This window comes from Streptomyces sp. GQFP, assembly GCF_021545335.1.
In the GTDB taxonomy this organism is placed as follows: domain Bacteria; phylum Actinomycetota; class Actinomycetes; order Streptomycetales; family Streptomycetaceae; genus Streptomyces.
Genome location: NZ_CP089312.1, coordinates 2,604,249 through 2,628,031 on the forward strand (window position 1 = coordinate 2,604,249; position 23,783 = coordinate 2,628,031).

19 protein-coding genes are annotated in these 23,783 nt (G+C 70.3%); 3 read left to right on the forward strand and 16 right to left on the reverse strand.

The features are described from left to right. Positions 1 to 271: 271 nt before the first annotated feature. The 6 genes from serA to LUX31_RS11265 form a co-directional block, all read right to left on the reverse strand. A complete protein-coding gene (gene serA, locus LUX31_RS11240; protein WP_235474638.1) occupies positions 272 to 1,861 on the reverse strand; it encodes a phosphoglycerate dehydrogenase in 1,590 nt (529 codons plus the stop codon). A 401-nt stretch (positions 1,862 to 2,262) separates the two neighbouring features. Next, positions 2,263 to 3,261: a ketol-acid reductoisomerase gene (gene ilvC, locus LUX31_RS11245; protein ID WP_235474639.1), complete on the reverse strand. Its 999-nt coding sequence runs from the start codon at positions 3,259 to 3,261 to the stop codon at positions 2,263 to 2,265. Positions 3,262 to 3,380: 119 nt separating this feature from the next. After that, positions 3,381 to 3,908, reverse strand: coding sequence for an acetolactate synthase small subunit (gene ilvN / locus LUX31_RS11250; protein WP_105970583.1), 528 nt, complete (start codon positions 3,906 to 3,908; stop codon positions 3,381 to 3,383). A gap of 20 nt (positions 3,909 to 3,928) precedes the next feature. Further along, positions 3,929 to 5,782: an acetolactate synthase large subunit gene (locus LUX31_RS11255; protein ID WP_235474640.1), complete on the reverse strand. Its 1,854-nt coding sequence runs from the start codon at positions 5,780 to 5,782 to the stop codon at positions 3,929 to 3,931. A 249-nt stretch (positions 5,783 to 6,031) separates the two neighbouring features. Then, a complete protein-coding gene (locus LUX31_RS11260; RefSeq protein ID WP_235474641.1) occupies positions 6,032 to 9,076 on the reverse strand; it encodes a putative bifunctional diguanylate cyclase/phosphodiesterase in 3,045 nt (1,014 codons plus the stop codon). Positions 9,077 to 9,478: 402 nt separating this feature from the next. After that, positions 9,479 to 10,429 carry a 2-hydroxyacid dehydrogenase gene (locus LUX31_RS11265; protein ID WP_235474642.1) on the reverse strand — a complete coding sequence of 317 codons (951 nt, stop codon included), beginning with the start codon at positions 10,427 to 10,429 and terminating at the stop codon, positions 9,479 to 9,481. Positions 10,430 to 10,528: 99 nt separating this feature from the next. On the opposite strand from LUX31_RS11265, the gene LUX31_RS11270 reads away from it, so the two are divergent. Beyond that, positions 10,529 to 11,527 (forward strand): aldo/keto reductase, encoded by a 999-nt coding sequence (locus tag LUX31_RS11270; protein ID WP_235474643.1) that lies wholly within the window; start codon positions 10,529 to 10,531, stop codon positions 11,525 to 11,527. A gap of 103 nt (positions 11,528 to 11,630) precedes the next feature. Then, complete coding sequence (locus tag LUX31_RS11275; RefSeq protein WP_235474644.1) at positions 11,631 to 12,836, forward strand: PQQ-dependent sugar dehydrogenase; 1,206 nt, start codon at positions 11,631 to 11,633, stop codon at positions 12,834 to 12,836. Positions 12,837 to 12,851: 15 nt separating this feature from the next. Here LUX31_RS11275 and LUX31_RS11280 read toward each other — a convergent pair whose 3' ends face one another. From LUX31_RS11280 to LUX31_RS11315, 8 genes are all read right to left on the reverse strand, one after another. Next, the gene (locus tag LUX31_RS11280) at positions 12,852 to 13,109 is read right to left on the reverse strand and encodes a hypothetical protein (protein ID WP_235474645.1); all 258 of its coding nucleotides are present in this window, start codon (positions 13,107 to 13,109) and stop codon (positions 12,852 to 12,854) included. Between the two features lie 6 nt (positions 13,110 to 13,115). Further along, positions 13,116 to 13,319, reverse strand: coding sequence for a DUF6191 domain-containing protein (locus LUX31_RS11285; RefSeq protein ID WP_235474646.1), 204 nt, complete (start codon positions 13,317 to 13,319; stop codon positions 13,116 to 13,118). A 45-nt stretch (positions 13,320 to 13,364) separates the two neighbouring features. Next, entirely contained in the window at positions 13,365 to 16,406 is a 3,042-nt protein-coding gene (locus LUX31_RS11290; protein WP_235479876.1) for a helix-turn-helix transcriptional regulator, read from the reverse strand. A gap of 143 nt (positions 16,407 to 16,549) precedes the next feature. Continuing rightward, positions 16,550 to 16,735, reverse strand: a complete 186-nt coding sequence (locus LUX31_RS11295; protein ID WP_235474647.1) for a hypothetical protein — start codon at positions 16,733 to 16,735, stop codon at positions 16,550 to 16,552. A gap of 213 nt (positions 16,736 to 16,948) precedes the next feature. Next, a complete protein-coding gene (locus tag LUX31_RS11300; RefSeq protein WP_235474648.1) occupies positions 16,949 to 17,560 on the reverse strand; it encodes a hypothetical protein in 612 nt (203 codons plus the stop codon). 35 nt (positions 17,561 to 17,595) lie between these two features. Further along, positions 17,596 to 18,171: a GNAT family N-acetyltransferase gene (locus tag LUX31_RS11305; protein WP_235474649.1), complete on the reverse strand. Its 576-nt coding sequence runs from the start codon at positions 18,169 to 18,171 to the stop codon at positions 17,596 to 17,598. Then, the gene (locus LUX31_RS11310) at positions 18,149 to 20,443 is read right to left on the reverse strand and encodes an MMPL family transporter (protein WP_235474650.1); all 2,295 of its coding nucleotides are present in this window, start codon (positions 20,441 to 20,443) and stop codon (positions 18,149 to 18,151) included. The genes LUX31_RS11305 and LUX31_RS11310 overlap by 23 nt, the downstream gene beginning before the upstream one ends. A gap of 220 nt (positions 20,444 to 20,663) precedes the next feature. Next, positions 20,664 to 20,972, reverse strand: a complete 309-nt coding sequence (locus LUX31_RS11315; protein WP_235474651.1) for a hypothetical protein — start codon at positions 20,970 to 20,972, stop codon at positions 20,664 to 20,666. 191 nt (positions 20,973 to 21,163) lie between these two features. Between LUX31_RS11315 and LUX31_RS11320 the strand changes: the two genes are divergently transcribed. Then, positions 21,164 to 21,949, forward strand: a complete 786-nt coding sequence (locus LUX31_RS11320; protein WP_235474652.1) for an SAM-dependent methyltransferase — start codon at positions 21,164 to 21,166, stop codon at positions 21,947 to 21,949. Between the two features lie 66 nt (positions 21,950 to 22,015). On the opposite strand, the gene gatB is transcribed toward LUX31_RS11320, so the two are convergent. Together gatB and LUX31_RS11330 are read right to left on the reverse strand one after the other, a co-directional pair. Next, complete coding sequence (gatB, locus tag LUX31_RS11325) at positions 22,016 to 23,533, reverse strand: Asp-tRNA(Asn)/Glu-tRNA(Gln) amidotransferase subunit GatB (protein WP_235474653.1); 1,518 nt, start codon at positions 23,531 to 23,533, stop codon at positions 22,016 to 22,018. Between the two features lie 16 nt (positions 23,534 to 23,549). After that, complete coding sequence (locus LUX31_RS11330; RefSeq protein ID WP_235479877.1) at positions 23,550 to 23,783, reverse strand: hypothetical protein; 234 nt, start codon at positions 23,781 to 23,783, stop codon at positions 23,550 to 23,552.

Here is a 23,783-nt window from a genome sequence, read left to right on the forward strand (position 1 = left end):
CCGCCGCCCCTACCCGTCCCATCCCTGGGGGCTGCGCCCCCAGACCCCCCTTTCGGCCTGAACGGCCTCGTCCTCAAACGCCGGACGGGCTGGGGTGCCTGGGCTCGGCTCACAGCAGCCGCGCCGGTCACCCCAGCCAACCCGCTTTCGGCTGGGGGTCCGGGGGGTATCCCCCGGGAGATGCAGTAGCCCGTCCGGCGTTTGAGGACAAGGCCCGTTCAGGGCCGACAGCGGGGGCCTGGGGGCGGCAGCCCCCAGACGACGGTCACCCTCAGACCAGGTTGACCGATCGAGCAGACGTCGCGCCGATCTCCTCGGCGACCTCCGTCAGCACCCCGGGGGCAACCGTGTCGTCGACGGTCAGGACAGCCAGCGCTTCCCCACCGGCCACCGACCGGGACACCTGCATCCCAGCGATGTTGATGCCCGCCTCACCGAAGATGCGCCCGACCGTGCCGACGACACCGGGACGGTCGACGTACCGGAACACGACCATGTGGTCGGCGAGCGCCAGATCCACGTCGTACTCCCCCACCGCGACGATCTTCTGGTGGTTCTTCGGACCGGCCAGCGTGCCGGAGACCGACACCTCCTCGCCGGTGCTGAGCGTGCCGCGCACGGTGACCACATTGCGGTGGTCGGCCGACTCCGAGCTGGTCGTCAGCCGTACCTCGACGCCGCGCTCCTGCGCGAACAGCGGGGCGTTGACGTACGACACCGTCTCGTCGACGACGTCCTCGAACACGCCCTTGAGCGCGGAGAGTTCGAGCACCTTGACGTCGTGCTGGGTGATCTCGCCGTACACCTCGACATCGAGGCGGACCGCGACCTCGCCCGCGAGCGCGGTGAAGATCCGGCCGAGCTTCTCGGCGAGCGGCAGACCCGGCTTGACGTCCTCGGCGATGACCCCGCCCTGGACGTTGACCGCGTCCGGGACCAGCTCACCGGCGAGCGCGAGCCGCACCGAGCGGGCGACGGCGATACCGGCCTTCTCCTGCGCCTCGTCCGTGGAGGCGCCGAGGTGCGGGGTGCAGACGACCTGGTCCAGCTCGAACAGCGGGGAGTCCGTGCAGGGCTCCTTCGCGTACACGTCGAGACCGGCGCCGGCGACGCGGCCCTCCTTGAGCGCCGAGTACAGCGACTCCTCGTCGACGATCCCGCCGCGCGCGGCGTTCACGATCCGGACGCTCGGCTTGACCTTGTGCAGCGCCTCGTCGCCGATGAGACCGACCGTCTCGGGGGTCTTCGGCAGGTGGACGGTGATGAAGTCGGAGACCTCGAGCAGCTCGTCCAGCGACAGGACCTTGACGCCCATCTGCGCGGCACGCGCGGGCTGGATGTACGGGTCGTACGCGACGACCTTCATACCGAAGCCGGACATGCGCTGGGCGACCAGCGCACCGATCCGACCCAGACCCACGACACCGAGGGTCTTCTCGGCCAACTCCACGCCCGTGTACTTGCTGCGCTTCCACTCGCCGTTCTTCAGCGCCGAGTTGGCCTGCGGAATGTGGCGGGCGGTGGCGAGCAGGAGACCGCAGGCCAGTTCGGCCGCGGTCACGATGTTGGAGGTGGGGGCGTTGACGACCATCACGCCGGCCTTGGTGGCGGACGGCACGTCGACGTTGTCCAGGCCGACGCCGGCTCGTGCGACGACCTTCAGCTTGCGTGCGGCGGCGACCGCTTCCGCGTCGACCTTGGTGGCCGAGCGGATCAGGATCGCGTCGACGTCGGCGATTGCGGGGAGCAGTTCGGCTCGGTCCGCTCCGTTGCAGTGCCGGATCTCGAAGTCCGGGCCGAGCGCGTCGACGGTCGCGGGCGACAGCTCTTCAGCGATGAGTACGACAGGTTTCGAGCTCACGTGAGTCCTCACTCAGTCCTTTGCGGACGGCCGTCCCGACGGCCGCAGGCGGTGGAGGGGGAAGCGGCGCCGGGGAATTTCAGGTGTGCTCCCGCGTCGTTCGGTGCGTGCTCTCGGCGTGCCGGGCGGCGTGGGGGCGTGCCTGAAATTCGCTGGTGTCGCTTAGCCGCGTTGGAGACGCACGACGCTGTGGGCCTGACGCGAATGTAGTACGGCAGTGTAGTGGCGCGGCGAGGACGTTCTTGCGCCTGCGCAGAAGGATCACTCGCACGTGCCTGGTTCAGCCCCTCCGGCGTTTGAGGAGCGGGGTCCGGGGCAGAGCCCCGCGGCGCGCGCCCCCGGCAGACAGCCAGGCCGTGACCCCGGTGAACCGCACCGGCGTCACGGCCCGACCAACAGACTCACGCCTCGTCGTTCACCCAGGACATCAGCTTGCGCAGCTCCTTGCCCGTGGTCTCCAGGAGGCTCGCCTCGTCCTGCGACTTGTACTCGTTGTACTTCTTCAGACCGCCGTGGTACTCGGCCATCCACTCACGCGCGAAGGTGCCGTCCTGGATCTCGGCGAGGACCTTCTTCATCTCGGCCTTGGTGGCGTCCGTGATGATGCGGGGACCGGTGACGTAGTCGCCCCACTCGGCGGTCTCGGAGACGCTCCAGCGCATCTTCTCCAGGCCGCCCTCGTACATCAGGTCGACGATCAGCTTCAGCTCGTGCAGGCACTCGAAGTACGCGATCTCCGGCTGGTAGCCGGCCTCGGTCAGCGTCTCGAAACCGGCCTTGACCAGCGCGGCCGTACCACCGCAGAGAACGGCCTGCTCACCGAACAGGTCGGTCTCGGTCTCCTCGGTGAACGTCGTCTTGATGACGCCGGCGCGGGTGCCACCGATGCCCTTGGCGTACGAGAGGGCGAGCGCGAAGGCGTTGCCGGTCGCGTCCTGCTCGACGGCCGCGATACACGGAACGCCGCGGCCCTCCTCGTACTGGCGGCGCACGAGGTGGCCCGGACCCTTGGGGGCGACCATGCAGACGTCGATGCCGGCCGGGGGCTTGATGAAGTCGAAGCGGATGTTCAGGCCGTGGCCGAAGAACAGCGCGTCGCCCGCCTTGAGGTTGTCCTTGATGGACTCCTCGTAGACCTGGGCCTGGATCGGGTCCGGGACGAGGATCATGATGACGTCGGCCTCGGCGGCGGCCTCGGCGGGGGTCACCACGCGCAGGCCCTGCTCCTCGGCCTTCGCCTTGGACTTGGAGCCCTCGTGCAGACCGACGCGGACGTCGACACCCGAGTCACGGAGCGACAGCGCGTGGGCGTGGCCCTGGCTGCCGTAACCGATGACCGCGACCTTGCGGCCCTGGATGATGGACAGGTCGGCGTCGGCGTCGTAGAACAGCTCGGCCACTTTGGGTTCTCTCCTTGAGTGCAGGTGTTGCGTCCCACCGTATGACGGCGGGGGGAAGTGAAGTTCGGGGGTCTCGCAATACGGGCGGCCGGGGTCCCCCGACCGCCCGAATCCGTCGGCTAGGCCGACCGGTCCAGCGCGCGCAGCGACCGGTCCGTGATCGAGCGCGCGCCGCGCCCGATCGCGATCGTGCCGGACTGCACCAACTCCTTGATGCCGTACGGCTCCAGCATCTTGAGCATCGCCGACAGCTTGTCGCTGCTGCCGGTGGCCTCGATGGTGACGGCCTCCGGGGAGACGTCGACCGTCTTGGCGCGGAACAGCTGGACGATCTCGACGATCTGGGAACGCGTCTCGTTGTCCGCGCGCACCTTCACCAGAACGAGTTCACGCTGAACGGCCGAGCCGGATTCCAGTTCGACGATCTTCAGCACGTTGACGAGTTTATTGAGCTGCTTGGTCACCTGTTCGAGGGGGAGTTCCTCGATCACGTTGACCACGATGGTGATGCGGGAGATCTCGGGGTGCTCGGTGACGCCGACGGCGAGCGAGTCGATGTTGAAGCCGCGCCGGGAGAACAGGGCGGTGATCCGGGCGAGGACACCTGGCTTGTTCTCGACGAGGACGGAGAGTGTGTGCTTACTCATGGCGTTGACAAGGCTCTCTCTTAGTCGTCTTCGTTGTCGCCGAAGTCGGGGCGGACGTCCCGGGCGGCCAGGATCTCGTCGTTGGAGGTGCCTGCGGCGACCATCGGCCACACCATGGCGTCCTCGTGGACGATGAAGTCGATCACGACGGGGCGGTCGTTGATCGAGTTCGCCTCCTCGATGACCTTGTCGAGGTCGTCGGGGGACTCGCAGCGGATCGCGTAGCAGCCCATCGCCTCGGACAGCTTCACGAAGTCGGGGACCCGGGTACCCTTGGCGTCCGGGTTGACGTCGTTCGGGCCCGAGTGCAGCACGGTGTTGGAGTACCGCTGGTTGTAGAACAGGGTCTGCCACTGGCGGACCATCCCGAGGGCGCCGTTGTTGATGATGGCGACCTTGATCGGGATGTTGTTGAGCGCGCAGGTGGTGAGTTCCTGATTTGTCATCTGGAAGCAGCCGTCGCCGTCGATCGCCCAGACCGTACGGTCCGGGGCGCCGGCCTTGGCTCCCATCGCGGCCGGGACCGCGTACCCCATCGTTCCGGCGCCGCCGGAGTTCAGCCAGGTCGCGGGCTTCTCGTACTGGATGTAGTGCGCGGCCCACATCTGGTGCTGGCCGACGCCCGCCGCGAAGATCGTGCCCTCGGGGGCGAGCTGTCCGATGCGCTCGATGACCTGCTGCGGGGAGAGCGAGCCGTTGTCGGGCTGCTCGTAGCCGAGCGGGTAGGTCTCGCGCCAGCGGTTGAGGTCCTTCCACCACGCGGTGTAGTCGCCGGTCTGGCCCTCGCTGTGCTCCTTCTGCACGGCCTGGACCAGGTCGGCGATGACCTCGCGGGCGTCGCCGACGATCGGGACGTCGGCGGCGCGGTTCTTGCCGATCTCCGCCGGGTCGATGTCGGCGTGGACGATCTTGGCGTGCGGGGCGAAGCTGGACAGCTTGCCGGTGACGCGGTCGTCGAAGCGGGCTCCGAGGGCGACGATCAGGTCGGCCTTCTGCAGCGCGGTGACGGCGGTGACCGCACCATGCATGCCCGGCATTCCCACGTGCAGCGGGTGGCTGTCGGGGAATGCGCCGAGCGCCATCAGGGTGGTGGTGACGGGCGCTCCGGTGAGTTCTGCGAGGACCTTCAGCTCGGCGGTGGCCTGTGCCTTGATGACACCGCCGCCGACGTAGAGGACCGGCCGCTTGGCGGCGGTGATCAGCTTGGCCGCCTCGCGGATCTGCTTGGCGTGCGGCTTGGTCACCGGGCGGTAGCCGGGCAGGTCGGCGGCCGGCGGCCACTGGAAGACGGTCTGGGCCTGGAGGGCGTCCTTAGCGATGTCGACCAGGACCGGACCCGGCCGCCCTGTGGAGGCGATGTGGAAGGCCTCGGCGATGGTCTTCGGGATGTCCTCGGCCTTGGTGACCAGGAAGTTGTGCTTGGTGATCGGCATGGTGATGCCGACGATGTCCGCCTCCTGGAAGGCGTCCGTACCGATCGCCTTGGACGCGACCTGCCCGGTGATCGCCACGAGCGGCACCGAGTCCATGTGCGCGTCGGCGATCGGGGTCACCAGGTTGGTGGCGCCGGGGCCGCTGGTCGCCATGCAGACGCCGACCTTGCCGGTGGCCTGCGCGTAGCCGGTGGCCGCGTGGCCCGCGCCCTGCTCGTGCCGCACGAGCACGTGCCGCACCCGCGTGGAGTCCATCAGCGGGTCGTACGCGGGAAGGATCGCACCGCCGGGAATGCCGAATACCGTCTCGGCCCCGACCTCCTCAAGCGAGCGGATGAGGGACTTCGCACCCGTGACGTGCTCGGGGGCGGACTGCTGTCCTCCGGAACGGGGCCGCGGCTGCGGGTGATGGGCCCCGGTGGCCTGCTCGGTCATCGGCATTCTCTTCTCGATGCTGAGGGTTTTTGCGAGTTTTGTGCGGTGTGCGTTGCGTTTTCGTCGCGGCCCGACTGGTGTCGGTGCAACAAAAAACCCCTCGTGCCGTGAGGCAAGCGAGGGGAGCGCGCCGGGTGCGGTCGCTGGGAGTTCCGGGTCCGTCCGAAACGTTCACCAGCGTCAGCCGACGCGCTTTCCAAGTACGAGAATTCGGGTGCGCATGAGGTCGACCCTCTCCCCGGCACGCACCGACTGTCAAGTGGGTGGGACGGGAGTCTCATTATGTGAGCGGAGGGCCGTTCCGCCCCCGAGAACGGCGGGCACGGCCGTACTCGCGGACACGGTTGTACCGGCGGACACACCCGTACTTGTGTACACCCCGGAGCCGCCTCCCGCGAACGCGGGCTCGGCCGGACCATTGGGCACGGGATAGCGGCCGGTGGACAGGGCCCGGCGCAGCCGGTACTCGTCCAGCGGCCCGGAGAAGGCCATGCCCTGCCCGTGTGTGCAGCCCATCGCGCGCAGGGCGGTCACCTGCTCCGGCAGGTCCACGCCGTCGGCCACGGACTGGAGCCCGAGGTCGTTCGCGATTCTGAGCAGCCCGCTGGTGATCTTGTGCAGCCGCGCGGACTCGACGACGCCCTCGACCAGCCCGCGGTCGAGTTTCAGGACGTCGACGGGGAGCCGCCGCAGTGCCGTGATCGCCGCGTAGCCGCTGCCGAAGCCGTCCAGCGCGATCTGTACGCCGAGCCGTCTGAAGGCGTTCAGCCGGCGTTCCAGCTCGTCCAGGGAGACCCGGGGGTCGGTGTCCGCCAGCTCGATCATCAGGGCGCCGGTGGGCAGCCCGTGCCGGGTCAGCAGGGTCTCGATCGATCCGAGGGGCAGGGAGCGGTCGAGGAGCCGCCGGGCGCTCATCCGGACGGCGACGGGTACGGCGAGCCCGGTCGCGGCGCGTTCGGCGGCCTGTTCCACGGCCTCCTCCAGCATCCAGCGGTCCAGCTCGGCGGTCTTGTCGCTGTCCTCGGCGACGCGCAGGAACTCGGCGGGCGTGAACAGCACGCCCTGGGAGGAGCGCCAGCGCGCCTGGGCGGCGACCGACGTGATCCGGCCGTTCTCCAGGGCCACCACCGGCTGGTGCAGCAGCGCGAACTCGCCGTCGTGCAGTGCGGCGCGCAGCCGCGTGGCCAGTTCCGCCTTCCGTACGACGTCCTGCTGCATCTGGGGCGCGTACAGCTCGACGCGGCCCTTGCCGGAGGCCTTGGCGCGGTACATCGCCAGGTCGGCGTTGCGCAGCAGCTCGCCGGCGCCGAGACCGGGTTCGGCGAAGGCGACGCCGATGGAGGCGTTGACCCGGACGTCGTTGCCGTCGATGTCGTACGGCTGCGAGAGGGTGAGCCGCAGCCTGTCGGCCAGTTCCATTATGTGGCGCTCGCGGGCGGTACGGTCCCGGGTGCCGTCGCCGACGATCAGGGCGGCGAACTCGTCGCCGCCGAGGCGGGAGGCGGTGTCCCCGTACCGGACCGCGTCCTGGAGTCTGCGGGCGGCCTGGACGAGCAGTTCGTCCCCGGCCTGGTGCCCGATCGTGTCGTTGACGGCCTTGAAGCCGTCGAGGTCGATGAAGAGGACGGCCGTGCCGCGGTCGGTGGAGCGGCGGCCGGACAGAGCCTGCTGCACCCGCTGGGTGAACAGCGCGCGGTTGGGCAGGTCGGTGAGCGGGTCGTGCTCGGCGTTGTGCTGCAACTGGGCCTGGAGCCGCACCCGTTCGGTGACGTCACGGCTGTTGAAGATGAGGCCGCCGTGGTGCCGGTTGACCGTGGACTCCACGTTCAGCCAGCCGCCGTCGCCGGACTTGAAGCGGCACTCGATACGGGTCGTGGGTTCTTCGCCGGGGCTGGCGGCGAGGAAGCGGCGCACTTCGTGCACCACGCAGCCCAGGTCCTCCGGGTGGATGAGATGGGCCAGTTCGGTGCCGACGAGCTCCTCCGCGGGCCGGCCGTAGACCCCGGCGGCGGCCGGACTGACGTACCGCAGCATCCCGTTGGGTGCGGCGATCATGATGACGTCGCTGGAGCCCTGGACCAGGGAGCGGAAGTGGTTCTCCTTCTGGGCCAGTTCCTGGGTGAGGGTGATGTTGTCGAGCAGCATGATGCCCTGGCGCACGACGAGCGCGAGGACGACGGCGCCCGCGGTGATGAGCACCACGCGGTCGGGGCTGCGGCCGTTGAGGACGTTGTAGAGGATGCCCAGCGTGCAGACCGCGGCGGCCAGATACGGCGTGAGCGCGGCCAGCGAGCCGGTGATGGGCCGGGTGGCCGGATACCGGCTGTGATCACCGCCCGGTGCGGGCGGATGCCCTTGCCCCGGAGCGGACGGATGGCCCTGGCGAGGCGTGTGAGGTGTGTGGGACGGGTGCTGGTGGCCGCCGGGACGGCCGCCCGGGCGCTGCTGTCCGGGGAGGTGCTCGTGCACCACGCGCGTGTGCCCGCCGGACTCACCGGGACCCTCGTGGCCGGAGCCCACCCATGGCGCGTACGCCAGCAGCAGCGAGCCGGCGAACCAGCCCGCGTCGAGCAACTGGCCCGAGTGGTAGTTGTTGTGCATCAGGGGCGAGGTGAACAGGGCGTCGCAGCCCACGGTCAGGGCGAGGGCGCCGATCGCGGTGTTGACCGCGGAACGGTTCACGGTGGAGCGCCGGAAGTGCAGCGCGAGGACCATGCTGACGAGAGCGATGTCGAGCAGCGGGTACGCCAGTGACAGCGCGGTGTGCGCGACGCTCGGTCCGTCGAACTTCGCCGTCTGCGCGAGGGCGAGGCTCCAGGACAGGGTGAGCAGCGAGCCGCCGATCAGCCAGGCGTCCAGGACCATGCAGACCCAGCCGGCCTTCGTCACCGGCCGCTTGGCGAGGACCAGGAGTCCCACGATGGCGGGCGGGGCGAAGCACAGGAAGAACAGGTCGGCATAGCTCGGGCTGGGCACGGCCACGCCGAGCACGACCTCGTACCAGCCCCAGATCAGATTGCCCACGGAGGCCATGGCGGACGACAGCGCGAACAGCAGCCACGCGGGTCGAAAGCGGATACGGCTGCGGGCGTAGAGGAAGCAGGACACGGCCGCGGTGGCCGCCGCCGCGCTCAGCCCGAAGTCGCCCATGATCAGGGCGAGTCGGGGGGAGCCCCAGCCGAGCGCGGAACCGAAGGCGTATCCCGCGCAGACCAAGGCCAGTACGAGCTGCGAGACCAGGCTCGTCCCCCCGCCGGAGACCGGCCGGCGGCGGCTCAACAGCGCCCCCGGGGAACTCACCGGACCCTCCGGACCCGCGCCGCTCCCGCGTCCCGCGCGACCCGGTGCGCCGGGTGCGCGCCTGGTACCGGGGGCGAGGCGTGCGTGTGCCTCCGGCGACCGCTGTGCCGGCGGTGGTGGTGATGGCTGCAGTGACCGCGTCTGCGCGCGGCCGTGCGCCAGGGTCGCCGTCGGCGGCCCCGCCGCGTCGGATCGTTCGCCCATAGGCCGTGCATCGCCCGTCGCCCCCCTCACAGTCTGAAATGTCCGTCCCCGGCGCCGAACGGTTCGCGGCGCAGCCCCTGTCGGGACGATACACCAGTCTCGTCACTCAGGGACATAGTTCCTCTACTCTCCGTGACGATCAGCGGCAATACGGACACACCTCGCATCCGGGGGAATGCGGAGGGTGCCCGAACCGGATTATGTGTCGATCGTCCCCGTCGTAAGGATCACGTTCCGCAGCGGTTCCCGGTTCACGAAACGACTCAACTGGTCCACCAGCAACCGCTCGGCGCGTGGCCGGAACGCGGAGGTGGGGCCGCCGACATGGGGGCTGATGAGCACGCCGGGCGCCTGCCACAAGGGGTGTCCCGGCGGCAGCGGTTCCGGATCGGTGACGTCGAGGGCGGCCGTGAGGCGCCCGGCCTCCAGCTCGGCCAGCAGCGCCTTGGTGTCGACGACGGGCCCGCGGGCCACGTTCACGAGGAGTGCGCCGTCCTTCATGCGCGCCAGGAAGTCGCCGTTCACCAGTCCTCTCGTCTGATCGGTGAGGGGCGTGGCGAGGATCACGATGTCGGCTTCGGGGAGCAGGGCGGGCAGTTCGGTGAGCGGATGCACCGGTCCGCGCGCCGTGGTGCGCTCAGAGCGCGCGACGCGCGCCACCCGCGCGAGCTCGAAGGGCGCGAGCCGGTCCTCGATGGCGGCGCCGATCGAGCCGTACCCGACGATGAGGACGCTCTTGTCGGCGAGCGCCGGCCGAAACCCGCCCAGCCACTCCCCCTTGGCCTGCGCCCGCACGAAGTCGGGGATGCCGCGCAGCGAGGCCAGGATCAGGGCGAGGGTCAGCTCACCGGTGCTCGCCTCGTGCACACCGCGCGCGTTGCACAGCCGTACGCCCGGGTGCAGTCGGCCGAGCCCCGGCTGGATGTTGTCGACGCCGGCGGACAGCGTCTGCAGCACCTGGACGCCGGTCATCTCCGGCAGGGGACGTACACACACCTCGACGGGCTTCATGTACGGCACCACGTAGAACGCGCAGTCGGCCGGGTCCCCCGGGTAGTCGTGATCGCCGTTCCAGAAGAGGTAGTTCGGCCCTTCGGGGAGGCCCTCGATCTCTTCCGGCGGGATGGGAAGCCACACGTCAGCAGTCATGGTCACGAGGCTAGGGCAGATGGTCGATCGGTCCTGGGCGAACCCCTGTGCGTACAGAGGTTAGGTTTGGGGCGCAGGGAGAGAGAGGTTCACGACCAGGTGGAGCGCAGGACGATCGGCGCGGCGGCGCTCGAAGTGGGGGCCGTGGGCCTCGGGTGCATGCCGATGAGCTGGGCGTACAGCGCGTCCAGGCAGCGCGGCGAGGAGTCGGTGCGGGCTGTGCACCGGGCCCTGGACGAGGGCTCGACGCTCCTGGACACGGCCGACATGTACGGGCCGTTCACCAACGAGCTGTTGGTGGGGCGGGTGTTGCGGGAACGGCGCCCGGACGCCTTCGTGTCGACGAAGGTCGGTCTGCTGGTGGGCGATCAGCACATCGTGGCCAACGGCCGCCCGGGATACGTGAGACGGGCGTGCGACGCGTCGCTGCGCCGGCTCCAGACGGACGTCATCGACCTGTACCAGCTGCACCGCGCGGACCCGGAGGTTCCCGTCGAGGAGACCTGGGGCGCGCTGGCGGAACTCGTACAGGCCGGAAAGGTACGGGCGTTGGGGCTGTCCGCGATGGGCGCGCGGACCGGGCGCCGGTCGCAGGCGCGGCTGTACGACGCGACGATCCGTCAACTGGAGCGCGTACAGCAGGTGTTTCCGGTCAGCGCCGTACAGGCCGAGCTGTCGGTGTGGTCGACCGAGGCGCTGGAGTCGCTGCTGCCGTGGTGCTCCGCGCGCGGGGTGGGCTTTCTGGCGGCGATGCCCCTGGGCAACGGTTTCCTGACCGGGACGCTGACACCGGGCGGGGGCTTCGAGCCGGAGGACATCCGGGCCCGCCACCCCCGTTTCACGGCCGAGATGATGGCCGCGAACCAGCCGATCGTGGCGGGCCTGCGCCGGGTGGCGGCGCGTCTCGGTCCGGAGGTCACAACGGCCCAGGTGGCGCTGGCGTGGGTGCTCGCGCAGGGCCGGCACGTGGTGCCGGTACCGGGGGCCAAGCGGGAACGGTGGGTGGCGCAGAACGCGCGGGCGGCGGAGCTGCGGCTGTCGGCGGCGGATCTGACGGAGGTCGCGGAACTGCCCCGGGCGCAGGGATCGTGGGACTGATACGGACCGATGCGGGTGGATAAGTAGACAAGTGGGTACCGCGGGAACCCGGGCCGGGGCATCAGGCTTCGGGGATCGGGAACTCGTGGGGCGCGAGCGGTGTATGACAAGGAGAACGTGCCGCGTCGAAGGGACCATGATCGTGCAACGTCGAGCTGTGACGGCCGTACTGGCCGCAGCCACGCTCCTGCTCACGGCCGGCTGCTCCTCCGACGAGGGAGGAGGAGGCGACGAGAGCGCGTCACCGAGCGGTACGCGTACGCCGTCCACGTCGTCGCCCTCCGAGCGGGCGACCGCGCAGGCCGCCCCGCCGGCCAAGGGCACGGTGAAGGTGCTGCGGACGGTCACGGAGGACCTGAAGAGCCCCTGGGGCCTGGCCCCGCTCCCGGACGGCGACCTGCTGGTCTCCTCCCGTGACGAGGGCACGATCACGAGGGTCGACACGGAGACGGGGAAGAAGACGGAGCTGGGCGAGGTGCCCGGGGTCTCCCCGGCGGGCGAGGGCGGCCTGATGGGCCTGGCCCTGTCCCCCTCCTTCGCGTCGGACCACATGGTCTACGCGTACTTCACGACGGAGTCGGACAACCGCATCGCCCGCATGCTGTACGAGGAGGAGAAGCCGGCGGGCGAGCAGTTGGGCGCCCCGAACACGGTCTTCCGGGGTATCCCGAAGGGATACATCCACAACGGCGGCCGGATCGCCTTCGGCCCTGACAAGATGCTGTACGCGGGCACCGGCGAGAGCGGTGACACCGGGCTGTCCCAGGACAAGGACTCCCTGGGCGGCAAGATCCTGCGGATGACCCCGGAGGGCGAACCGGCTCCGGGCAACCCCTTCCCCGACTCCGCGGTGTACTCGTACGGCCATCGCAATGTGCAGGGCCTCGCCTGGGACTCCGAACAGCGGCTGTTCGCCTCGGAGTTCGGCCAGGACACCTGGGACGAGCTGAACCAGATCGCGCCGGGCGACAACTACGGCTGGCCCGAGGCGGAGGGCGACAGCGACGACGACGCCTTCCACAACCCCCTCGCCCAGTGGCGCACGGACGACGCTTCCCCCAGCGGCATCGCCTACGCCGAGGGCTCCATCTGGATGGCGGGCCTGAAGGGCCAGCGCCTGTGGCGCATCCCCCTGGACGGCACAAAGGCCGCGGCCGACCCACAGGCGTTCCTGACGGGCGAGTACGGCAGGCTCCGTACGGTGGTCTCGGCGGGCGGCGACAAGCTGTGGCTGGTGACGAGCGCGACGGACGGGCGGGGCGACCCGAAGGACGGGGACGACCGGATCCTGGAGCTTCAGGTGACGTAGCGGTCCGGCGGTGGCCTATTCGTCCGTCAACGACTGGTCGAGGTTCGCCACGGAGACGAGGATCAGGAAGGCCCGGTGGCCCATGTAGCCGACGGTCAGGCCCGTGGCGACGGACACGACACGGATGTCCTCGCCGCTCACCGCCTGGGAGACCGGCGTGAAGGGGTCCTCGGTCAGCTTCTGGAGTCCGCGCTCCAGGAGCCCGCGCCGGTCCTCGGGGAGTGCGTCGCGCTTCGCGGCAGCGCGTTCGGTGAATTCGATCTGGTACAACACGGCTCCTCAGGTGACCTCCGGAGCATCCGGCCGCTCCGGATCCTCCGGCTGCTCGGCCCGGCGTACGACGACCTTTCCGGACGCGAGGTCTATCGGGCCGCGGCCCGGGTCGCCGTCGCCGACGTCCTCGCGGGTCAGCTCCAGCCGGTTCTGTTCGTCGCGGGTGTGTTTGCGTCCCGGTGCGAAGAGCTCCTCGAACATGTTGAACACGGGGCCTCCCCTGGGCCTGAGTCCCTTGCAGCGTAACTCTCGCCCTCACCCGGCCGTCCGGGCGGCGACCGCCCCCGGCGGGAACAGCCCGAGCCGATGCGCCACCGCCGCAGCCTCACCCCTCCCCGAGACGCCCAGTTTCCCCAGGATGTTGGAGACGTGGACGCTCGCGGTCTTCGGGGAGATGAAGAGTTCCTCGGCGATCTGGCGGTTGGTGCGGCCTGCGGAGACCAGGCGCAGGACGTCCCGTTCGCGACTGGTCAGGCCCAGGGACTCGGCCGGGTCGAGGGCCGGGCGGGCCGGGGCGCCGGTCAGGGTGAGGCGGGCGCGCTGAGCCAGAAGGGTGACGGCGTCGGCGAGGGGGCGGGCGCCCAGGTGGTCGGCGACGGCGGCGGACAGGCGCAGGAGGTCCGTCGCACGGGCGCGGTCGTCGGGGTCGGCGCCGTCCGTCAGCAGAGCCTCGGCGAGGCGGTGGCGGACGCGGGCGAGGTCGTACGGGCGCTCCAGGGCCTCGAAGGCGGTGACGACCGGCGACCAGGTGTCCGGTTCTGCCGTGCCGTCGGCGCGCCGGAGTTCGGCGCGGACCCACTGCTCATGGGCGAGCCAGACGGGGGCGTCCGTGGTGAGCTTCTTGACGGTGTCGAGGATGCGTTCGAGGGTTTCGCGGCGGCCTGCCTCGGCGGCGGGCAGGTCGCGGGCGTCTGCCTCGGCGGTGGCGGCGGCTAGGAGCAGCTGCCAGCCGTAACTGTGGGTGCCGGGCGGGAAGCCTGCGTCCAGGACCTGGCCCAGTTCCGTGCGGGCGTCGAGGAGGCGGCCCTCCGCGGCGGCGACGCCGAGGGCGATGTGGGCGAGCGGGAGCGAGTGCTGGGGCATGCGGTCGTGGGAGCCGAAGTGGGCCCGGGCGGCGGCCAGTCGGTTCGCCGCCTCGGTCACGTCCCCCCGGCTCAGCGCGAGATGGGCCAGACAGATGGCGCTGGCTCCCTGAGGGTTGTCGCTCTGGCCGCGCTGCAGCGCGTTCGCCGCGGCCTCGACGGCCTCGTCCCAGCGGCCGAGGGAGTACAGCGACTCGGAGAGGTTGCCCCACATCCATGCCTCGGAGTCCAGCAGCCCGAACTTCCGCGTGTAGGCGATCCCCTCCTCCAGGATCGGAACGGCCTCGCGGGAACGGCCGACCCCTTCGAGGGAGCCCGGCAGGTTCACATAGGCGCGCCCCACGACGAACGGCATGTGGCCCTCGACCGCGCGCTCCTTCACCTCGTGCATCTCCGCGAGGGCCCGTTCGATACCGCCCGACTGGGCCATGAGGACACCGAGGGTGATACGCGCACCCATCTCGGTCTCGTGGGCGCTCACCATGCACGCGTACTCGACGGCCTGTTCGGCGGCGGTGAGGGCTTCGGGACCCGGGCAGTGCAGCATCGACCAGGTGGCGACACTGGCCAGGACCTCGGCGTGGACCTCCGAGGGCGGCAGACCCCGTACGAGTTCCTGGGCGGTGCCCAGTTCCTGCCAGCCGTCGCCCCGGGACAGGGCCTGGACCAGGCGGGAGCGCTGGCACCAGAACCAGGCGGCGCGCAGGGGGTCGCCGTCGTCCTCCAGGAGGTGCAGTGCGCGCTTGGTGATCTTCAGGGCCCGTTCGCGCTCCCCGCACAGCCGGCCCGCGACGGCGGCCTCGGCCATGAGGTCGAGGTAGCTCAGGGGGGTGGTGGCCGGGTCGCAGCCGCAGGGCGGGTAGACCTCGGTGTAGTCGACGGGGCGGAGTGTGGCCCGTACGGCGTCAGGAGTGACGTCCCACAGCTCCATCGCCCGTTCCAGGAGCCGTAGTTGCTCGGCGTAGGCGTACCGGCGGCGGGCGGTGACCGAGGCGTCCAGGACGGCGGGGAGGGCCTTGGCCGGGTCGTGGGCGTGGTACCAGTAGCTGGCCAGACGCATGGTGCGTTCGTCGGCGGGGACGAGGGCCGGGTCGGCGTCCAGGGCCTCGGCGTAGCGGCGGTTGAGGCGGGAGCGTTCGCCGGGGAGCAGGTCGTCGCCGACGGCCTCGCGGACCAGGGAGTGGCGGAAGCGGTAGCCGTCGCCGGCCGGAGTGGCGAGCAGGATGTTGGCGCCGACGGCCGCGCGCAGCGCCTCGATGAGGTCGTCCTCGGCGAGGCCCGCGACGGCGGCGAGGAGTCGGTACTCGACGGTGGAGCCGCCCTCGGCGACGATCCGGGCGACCCGCTGGGCGCTCTCGGGCAGGCTTTCGACTCGGACGAGGAGCAGGTCGCGGAGGGTGTCGGTGAGGCGGGTGCGGCAGCCCTCGTGGGCGGCGACGGCGAGTTCCTCGACGAAGAAGGCGTTGCCGTCGGAGCGGTCGAAGATCTCGTCGACCTGGGCCGGTTCGGGTTCGGCGGCGAGGATGCCGGCGATCTGGCAGGAGACCTCGGCGCGGTTGAAGCGGCTCAGCTCGATCCGGCGGACCGTGCGCAGCCGGTCGAGTTCGGCGAGGAGGGGGCGCAGGGGGTGGCGGCGGTGGATGTCGTCGGCGCGGTAGGTGGCGAGGACGACGAGACGGCCGGTGCGCAGGGTGCGGAAGAGGTAGGCGAGGAGGTGGCGGGTGGAGGCGTCGGCCCAGTGGAGGTCTTCGAGGGCGACGACGACCGTACGGTCGGTGGCGACGCGTTCCAGGAGGCGCGCGGTGAGTTCGAAGAGGCGGGCCATGCCCTCCTCGTCGTGCCGTCCGGCGCCGGTCTCGCCCAACTCCGGGAGCAGCCGGGCCAGTTCCTGTTCCTGTCCGGCAGCGGCGGCGGCCAACTCGTCGGGCAGCGCCCGCAGGAGGGCGCGCAGGGCGGTGGAGAAGGGCGCGAAGGGCAGCCCGTCGGCGCCGATCTCGACACAGCCGCCGAGCACGACGACGGCACCGCGGTCGCAGGCCACGGTCGCGAACTCCTCGACCAGCCGCGTCTTCCCGACCCCGGCCTCCCCGCCGAGCAGCAGGGCCTGCGGCTCACCGCCGTCGGCACGGTCGAGCGCGTCCCGCAACACCCCCAACTCGTCGACACGACCGACGAACACCGGACTGACGGACCTGGTCTCCACGGGCCAGAGCATCGCACAGGGCTCTGACATCGCGGGACTGGTTATCGCGCCGTCCGCCGGAACGACCGTGGGGGCGGTGGGGACGGTCGGGCGGACGGTCGAGGCGTGCGCGGGGAGGAGCGCCGCCGTACGACCGTCCGCCCGTCCCCCGGTGTTCACGCGGCCCGGGTGAACCAGTGCCGGCGCCGGTGGTCGGTATGCACCTCGCCCTCCGCGGCTCGGCCCGCTGCCTCGCGACGGGCGGCGCGGGCGCTGCGGACCGCCTGCCGGGCGAGGCGCTCGTTCGCGGCCTCGCGGCGCAGTTCGGCGGAACGGATCTGCTGGAGCTCGTACTCGAACATGTGGTGTCCCTCGGGTCTGTGACGAGATCGGTCGGACTTCGCTTTCTGCGATGTCCCAACCTTCGTCTCCCAGGGGGGTCCGCCACATCGGGAGAGTTCCGCATCTTCCGAGGGGGTGGGGGCCTTAGAAACAGGTGAGGGGCCTCAGACGGGCCGTAAGGTGCTTACGACCGGCCTAAGGCCCCTCATGACCTGCGGTGATTCCGCCCCGGATCAGGCCGAGGGCAGGCTCAGCAGTACGTCGGTGTACTTCAGGACCGCGAGAAGCAGCCCGAGGACGCCGAGCGCGACGCCCGCCCAGGAGACCGACTTGATCCAGACGGCCTGCGGCTTGCCCGGGGTGCCGAACGCGGGCCGGGCGAGGACCGCGACACCGACGAGCAGCGCGGCGAGCGCGAAGATGCCGCCCCACAGCGCGGTGGCCTGCCAGGCGTCGCCGTAGAGCGCGTCGATCTGGGCGGCGACGCTCGCGGACGTCGCGCTCTGCATCTCCAGCTGGCCCGTGATGTTCGCGCGCGCGGAGGCGACCGTGCCCAGCCAGCTGCCGGTGAGCGAGACGAAGCCGAGTACGGCGGCCACGACGGCGGCGGCACCCTGGCCGACGCCGGAGGGGCTCTCCTTCTCGGGCGCGAGGTCCGTCTCGTCGAGGTCCTCGCCCTCGTACTCGTCCGCGTCGCCCAGGACCTCGGCCTCGGTCTCAGCCGTGGCCTCCGTCGGCTGTTCGTCCTTGGTGATGTCCACCGTCTCCTTGCCGCTCTTGGCGTCGTCGCTCTGTGCCTCGGTACCGGTCTCGGCGCCGGTCTCGTCTGCTGTCTTGGTTCCCATACCTCGCACCGTACGGACGTCGTCTGAGAAGTCTCTTAATGATCCTTGTGAGCGGCACGCGCGCGTGCGGCCTGCCACTCGGGCGCGAGTACCGACCAGATCTCGGTGTCCGCGCGGACCCCCCGGTGCGGGTAGTTCTCCCGCAGCAGGCCCTCACGGCTCATGCCCAGCCGTCGCGCCACGTTGATACTCGCTTCGTTGACGGACGACGCGTGCCACTCCACACGGTGCATGCCCCGTACGTCAATCGCCCAGTCGATGAGGACCCGCATCGCGCGCGTGATCAGGCCGCGTCCGGTGCCGGCCGGTTCCAGCCAGCAGCCGACCTCGCAGTTGCCGTGCTCCGCGCTGAAGTTGAGGAACAGCACCCCGCCGACGAGCTTCCCGTCCAGCCAGATCCCGTGCAGCGACCCGGTGTCGGCGGCGCGCTGGTCCGCGTACCCCTGGAGCTGCTCCCGGGCGGAGTCGACGTCCGTGGAGTTCATGCCGAAGGGGATGTGCCGGGTGATGAACTCCCGCCCCCGGTCGAGGTGCGCGAGGAACTCCTCGGCGTGCCAGGGTTCCAGGGGCCGCAGTTCGGCGCCGTCGTCACCCAGGGATATCGCGTACATCCTGCGGTCGCTCCTTCACGAGTACATCTCGTACGTCCATGACGCCCACGTCAGGTGCATCGGTTACGTCGGCGATGCTCGCACGGGCGGCCTCCTCGACGCCCGCCAATTCGCCTGCGGGGACGCGGCACTCGGGCGGCTCGATGCTGATGCGCGGCAGGCGCCGGTCGAGCCAGCGGGGCAGCCACCAGTTGGCGCCGCCGAGCAGGTGCATCAGGGCGGGCACCAGGAGCGTACGCAGGACGAAGGCGTCGAGGGCGACGGCGGCGGCCAGGGCGATGCCGAACATGGCGATCACGCGGTCGCCGGAGAGGACGAAGGCGAGGAAGACGGAGATCATGATGACGGCCGCGGAGTTGATCACGCGGCTGGTCTCGGCGAGGCCGACCCGGACGGCCCGCCGGTTGTCGCCGGTCTCCAGCCACTCCTCGTACATCCGGCTGACCAGGAAGACCTGGTAGTCCATGGAGAGCCCGAAGAGGACCGAGACCATGATCACGGGGAGGAAGGGTTCGATCGGGCCCGCGCTGCCGAGGCCGAGGAGTTCGCTCCCCCAGCCCCACTGGAAGATCGCGACGACGACCCCGAACGCGGAGGCGACAGCGGCGACGTTCATCGCGGCGGCCTTGAGCGGGATGCCGATCGAGCGGAACGCGAGAAGCAGCAGCAGACAGCCCAGGCCGATGACGACCCCGACGAACAGCGGCAGCTTGCCGACGATCACATCCGCGAAGTCGTCGTAACTCGCCGTGACCCCGCCGACCTGGAGGTCGAGGGAGGTGCCGGTCTCCGCGCGCGGGAGCACCTTTTCGCGCAGCCGCTCCACCAGGTCACTGGTCTTCGCGGACTGCGGGGAGGACGTCGGTACGACGGTGAGGTACCCGGTGGAGCCGTCCGCGCTGTAGGTCACCGGCGAGGCCGACGCGACGCCCTTGGTGGTCCTGAGGGTCGCGGCGAGGTTGTCGAGGACGAGCTGGTCCTCGGCGTCGGCGACGGGCGTGACAAGGGTGAGCGGGCCGTTGACGCCGGGGCCGAAACCGTCGGCGATGAGGTCGTAGGCCTGGCGTGTGGTCGTCGTGCTCGGGTTGTTGCCCTGGTCGGAGGTGCCGAGGTGGAGCGAGAGGGTGGGCAGGGCGAGCAGCGCCATGACGACCAGGGCGGCGGCGCCGAGCAGCTTGGGGTGGCGCTCGACGAACGCGGACCAGCGGGCGGCGAGCCCGGTGGGCAGCTCCGGCTCGGGCCCGTGCTCGGCCAGCCTGCGCCGTTCGCGGCGGCTCAGGGCGCGCGGTCCGATGAAGGACAGCAGGGCGGGCAGCAGGGTCACGGAGGCCGCGACGGTCAGGACCACTGTCAGGGAGGCGGCGATCGCGACGCCGTTGAGGAAACCGAGGCGCAGGATCAGCATCCCGAGCAGGGCGATGCAAACGGTCGCACCCGCGAAGACGACGGCGCGTCCCGTGGTCGTGACGGCGTTGGTGGCGGCCTCGGTCACGGACAGGCCGCGTTTGAGGCCGCGTCGGTGTCTGGTGACGATGAACAGGGCGTAGTCGATGCCCACGCCGAGCCCGATCAGCATGCCGAGCATGGGCGCGAAGTCGGCGACGGTCATCATGTGGCCGAGCAGCACGATCCCGGCGTACGCCGTGCCGACGCTCACCAGGGCGGTGGCGATGGGCAGCAGGGAGGCGGCGAGCGAGCCGAAGGCGAGGAACAGCACGACGGCCGCGACGACCACGCCGAGAGCCTCGGCGAGGTGTCCGCCGGACGACTCGGTGAGCGCGATGGCGCTGCCGCCCAGCTCCACCTGGAGCCCGTCGGCCCGGGCGGCCTCGGCCGCGTCGACGACGGCCCGCGCCTCGCCCGCGTCGATGTCCTCGGCGGACTTCTCGAAGGTGACGGTGGCGTACGCCGTACGTCCGTCGCCGCTGATCTGGCTGCCGCCGCGGCCCTCGTACGGGCTGACGACCGAGGCCACGCCGGGCAGGTCGGCGATCCGGTCCAGGGTGTCGCTCATCGTCTGCTCGACGTCGGCGGCACGGACCGTGCCGGAGCCGGTGTGCCAGACGACGGTGTCTGTGTCGCCGCCGAGACCGGGGAAGCCGTCCTCGAGGAGCTGGGTGGCGCGGCCCGACTCGGTGCCGGGTGCCTCGTAGTCGTTCGAGTACGCCGAGCCGGCGACGGCCGCGGCGGCGGTCACTCCGGCGAAGGCGGCGAGCCAGATCAGTACGACGACGAGGCGGTGCCTGACACACCAGCGTGCGAGGACTGCCACAGACGTGCTCCCTGGGTGACATATGGATCTTTGACCGGGAACAGTCGTGAATGAACAGAACGGCCCGCAAAGAAACGAAAAGAGGCAAGAACGATGCCAACCACTCTCGCAGGCGATGATGATCGTTTGAGACGTTCGTGCCCTTACTCACAAGACTGCGAGTCACATCACAGGACAATCAGATGAGCTCTGTCGCCCCGGTAAAAGCGCGATAAGCAACTCAGTCGAACTGGTCTCCGAGGGCCATCACCATCACCCCGACGATCAACAACCATAGTGCCCTCCGGGTACGCCCCCGCGCCCCGAGCACCGACGCGAGCGCACAGACCGCGGCGCCGAAGGCGTACGCACCGGGTACGAGCGCGGGCGCCGAGCCCGTGAGGCGGAGCGTCGAGGCCGCGAGCCCCACGAGGGCCAGCAGCGCCCCGGTTCCGGTCGCCGTCCAACGGGCCCGCCGCGCGTCCAGCTCCGCGTCCTCGTACTCCTCGTGGTCCTCCCCGTTCTCACCCACATTCTCGTGCACGTCCATGGCGCGGGAGCGTAGCGCGCCCACCTGAGAATCCGGATGCGGTCGCGGAGGCCCACTGTTAGCGTCCGGCCGTCGACTGTCCGTATCCGGCTTCGCCGGCGACCCGAGCAGGTGCATTTTTTTGAAGGTCCGACCGAGCTCCGAAGCGTCCCGTTCTTCTCTTTTGCAGAACCCAAGGAGCCCGTTCACCGATGTCCGACATCACATCCAGGACTGACCGCCTGAACCACCCGAACTACCCACGCAGCAGCCGCTACGACGCCCGCTGGACCATCGACAACCAGATGGGCCCGCACGCTCTCTGGCTGCTGGAGTGGCTGGCCCCCGCGCTCGGCCTCGACACCCTCCCGCCGGGCGCCCGCGTGCTCGACCTGGGCTGCGGCAAGGCCATGACGTCGGTCTTCCTCGCCAAGGAGTACGACGTCCAGGTCACCGCCGCCGACCTGTGGATCGAGCCCGGCAAGAACGCGCGCCGCATCGCCGAGGCGGGCGTCGGCGACCGGGTGCTGCCCGTGTACGCCGAGGCACATCAGCTGCCGTTCGGCGACGGGTCGTTCGACGCGATCGTGAGCATCGACGCGTACCAGTACTTCGGCACGAACGACCTGTATCTGCCGAGTCTCACCCGGCTGCTGAAGCCGGGCGGGCGGATCGGGGTCGTCATGCCGGCCCTGCGCGAGGAGCCGGACGGCGTGGAGCCGCCCGAGCATCTCAAGCCGTTCTGGGACCCGGACTTCTGGGCGTTCCACTCCGCCGACTGGTGGCGGCGCCAGTGGACACGCAGCGGGGCCGTGACGGTGGAGGCCGCCGACTGGCTGCCCGACGGCTGGCGGGACTGGCTGTTGTGGAGCGAGGTCTGCGCCGCGGAGAGCAGCGAGGAGTTCATGGCGAACATGGCCCGTGAGTCGGTGGAACTGGTGCGCGCCGACCAGGGGCGGTCCCTGGGCTTCGTACGGGTCGTGGGCCGTCGTACGTGATCGAGTGAAGCGACGGCTGAGGGGCGCATCGGAATCCCGATGCGCCCCTCAGCCTTGTCGTGTGACTCAGCCCTCGCTGACGCCCAGCTGCTCAAGGATGAGTTCCTTGACGCGGGCCGCGTCGGCCTGGCCGCGGGTCGCCTTCATGACCGCGCCGACCAGGGCGCCCGCCGCGGCCACCTTGCCGCCGCGGATCTTGTCGGCGATGCCCGGGTTGCCGGCGATGGCCTCCTGGACGGCGGTGGTGAGCGCGCCGTCGTCGGAGACGACCTTCAGGCCCCGCTTCTCGACGACCTCGTCCGGGGTGCCCTCGCCCGCGAGGACGCCCTCGATGACCTGGCGGGCCAGCTTGTCGTTCAGGTCGCCGGAGGTGACCAGCGCGGTGACGCGGGCGACCTGCTCGGGCGTGATGGCCAGTGCGTCGAGCGAGGTGCCCGACTCGTTGGCGCTGCGCGCGAGTTCGCCCATCCACCACTTGCGCGCGGAGGCCGCGTCGGCACCGGCGTCGATCGAGGCGACGATCAGGTCGATCGCACCGGCGTTGAGGATCGACTGCATGTCGGTGGCGCTGATGCCCCACTCCTCGCGGAGCCGGTTGCGGCGGACCAGCGGCAGCTCGGGCAGCCCGGCACGGATCTCCTCGACCCACTCGCGGGTGGGGGCGACCGGTACGAGGTCCGGCTCGGGGAAGTACCGGTAGTCCTCGGCCTCCTCCTTCACGCGGCCCGAGGTCGTCGACCCGGTGTCCTCGTGGAAGTGCCGGGTCTCCTGGATGATCGTCCCGCCCGAGTTCAGTACGGCGGCGTGCCGCTGGATCTCGAACCGGGCCGCCCGCTCCACGGAACGCAGCGAGTTGACGTTCTTGGTCTCGCTCCGGGTGCCGAACTTCTCGCGGCCGTGCGGGCGCAGCGACAGGTTGACGTCGCAGCGCATCTGGCCCTGCTCCATGCGGGCCTCGGAGACACCGAGGGCCTTGATGAGTTCGCGCAGTTCGGCGACGTACGCCTTGGCGACCTCGGGAGCGCGCTCGCCGGCGCCCTCGATCGGCTTGGTGACGATCTCGATGAGGGGGATGCCGGCGCGGTTGTAGTCGAGCAGCGAGTGCGAGGCGCCGTGGATGCGGCCCGTCGCGCCGCCGACGTGCAGCGACTTGCCGGTGTCCTCCTCCATGTGGGCGCGTTCGATCTCCACGCGGAAGGTCTCGCCGTCCTCCAGCTGGACGTCGAGGTAGCCGTTGAAGGCGATCGGCTCGTCGTACTGGGAGGTCTGGAAGTTCTTCGGCATGTCCGGATAGAAGTAGTTCTTCCGGGCGAAGCGGCACCACTCGGCGATCTCGCAGTGCAGCGCGAGGCCGATCCTGATGGCGGACTCGACGCCGGTCGCGTTGACGACCGGGAGCGAGCCGGGCATGCCGAGGCAGGTCGGGCAGGTCTGCGAGTTGGGCTCGGCGCCCAGCTCGGTCGAACAGCCGCAGAACATCTTGGTCTTGGTGCCGAGTTCGACGTGGACTTCGAGGCCCATGACGGGGTCGTAGGTCGCCAGGGCGTCCTCGTACGACACCAACTCGTCGGTCGTGGTGGTCACGGTGAAAACTTCCCTCTCAGCCCAGCAGGACGTCGTCGTCGCCCAGCCGCTTCAGCTCGCGGTAGAGGATGGCGAGGCCGGTGACGATGGCGGCGGCGGATACGGCGGCGTCGATCAGGCGCAGGGTGTCCCCGTCCTCGCGGGCCAGCTTGACCTGCTTGGCGACGCTGATCGCGCCGAACGCGGTACTGCCGAGCGAGACGTACAGCCCGGTCTTCGACTTCTTGAAGTTCTTCGCCTTCTTGGCCAT

Bases quoted from the DNA above. Each gene is read 5' to 3' on its own strand.
- ilvN (WP_105970583.1), bottom strand. From the start codon at position 3,908: ATGAGTAAGCACACACTCTCCGTCCTCGTCGAGAACAAGCCAGGTGTC.
- LUX31_RS11255 (WP_235474640.1), bottom strand. From the start codon at position 5,782: ATGCCGATGACCGAGCAGGCCACCGGGGCCCATCACCCGCAGCCGCGG.
- LUX31_RS11265 (WP_235474642.1), bottom strand. From the start codon at position 10,429: ATGACTGCTGACGTGTGGCTTCCCATCCCGCCGGAAGAGATCGAGGGC.
- LUX31_RS11275 (WP_235474644.1), top strand. From the start codon at position 11,631: ATGACAAGGAGAACGTGCCGCGTCGAAGGGACCATGATCGTGCAACGT.
- LUX31_RS11290 (WP_235479876.1), bottom strand. From the start codon at position 16,406: ATGCTCTGGCCCGTGGAGACCAGGTCCGTCAGTCCGGTGTTCGTCGGT.
- LUX31_RS11295 (WP_235474647.1), bottom strand. From the start codon at position 16,735: ATGTTCGAGTACGAGCTCCAGCAGATCCGTTCCGCCGAACTGCGCCGC.
- LUX31_RS11300 (WP_235474648.1), bottom strand. From the start codon at position 17,560: ATGGGAACCAAGACAGCAGACGAGACCGGCGCCGAGACCGGTACCGAG.
- LUX31_RS11305 (WP_235474649.1), bottom strand. From the start codon at position 18,171: ATGTACGCGATATCCCTGGGTGACGACGGCGCCGAACTGCGGCCCCTG.
- LUX31_RS11315 (WP_235474651.1), bottom strand. From the start codon at position 20,972: ATGGACGTGCACGAGAATGTGGGTGAGAACGGGGAGGACCACGAGGAG.
- LUX31_RS11320 (WP_235474652.1), top strand. From the start codon at position 21,164: ATGTCCGACATCACATCCAGGACTGACCGCCTGAACCACCCGAACTAC.
- LUX31_RS11330 (WP_235479877.1), bottom strand. From the start codon at position 23,783: ATGGCCAAGAAGGCGAAGAACTTCAAGAAGTCGAAGACCGGGCTGTAC.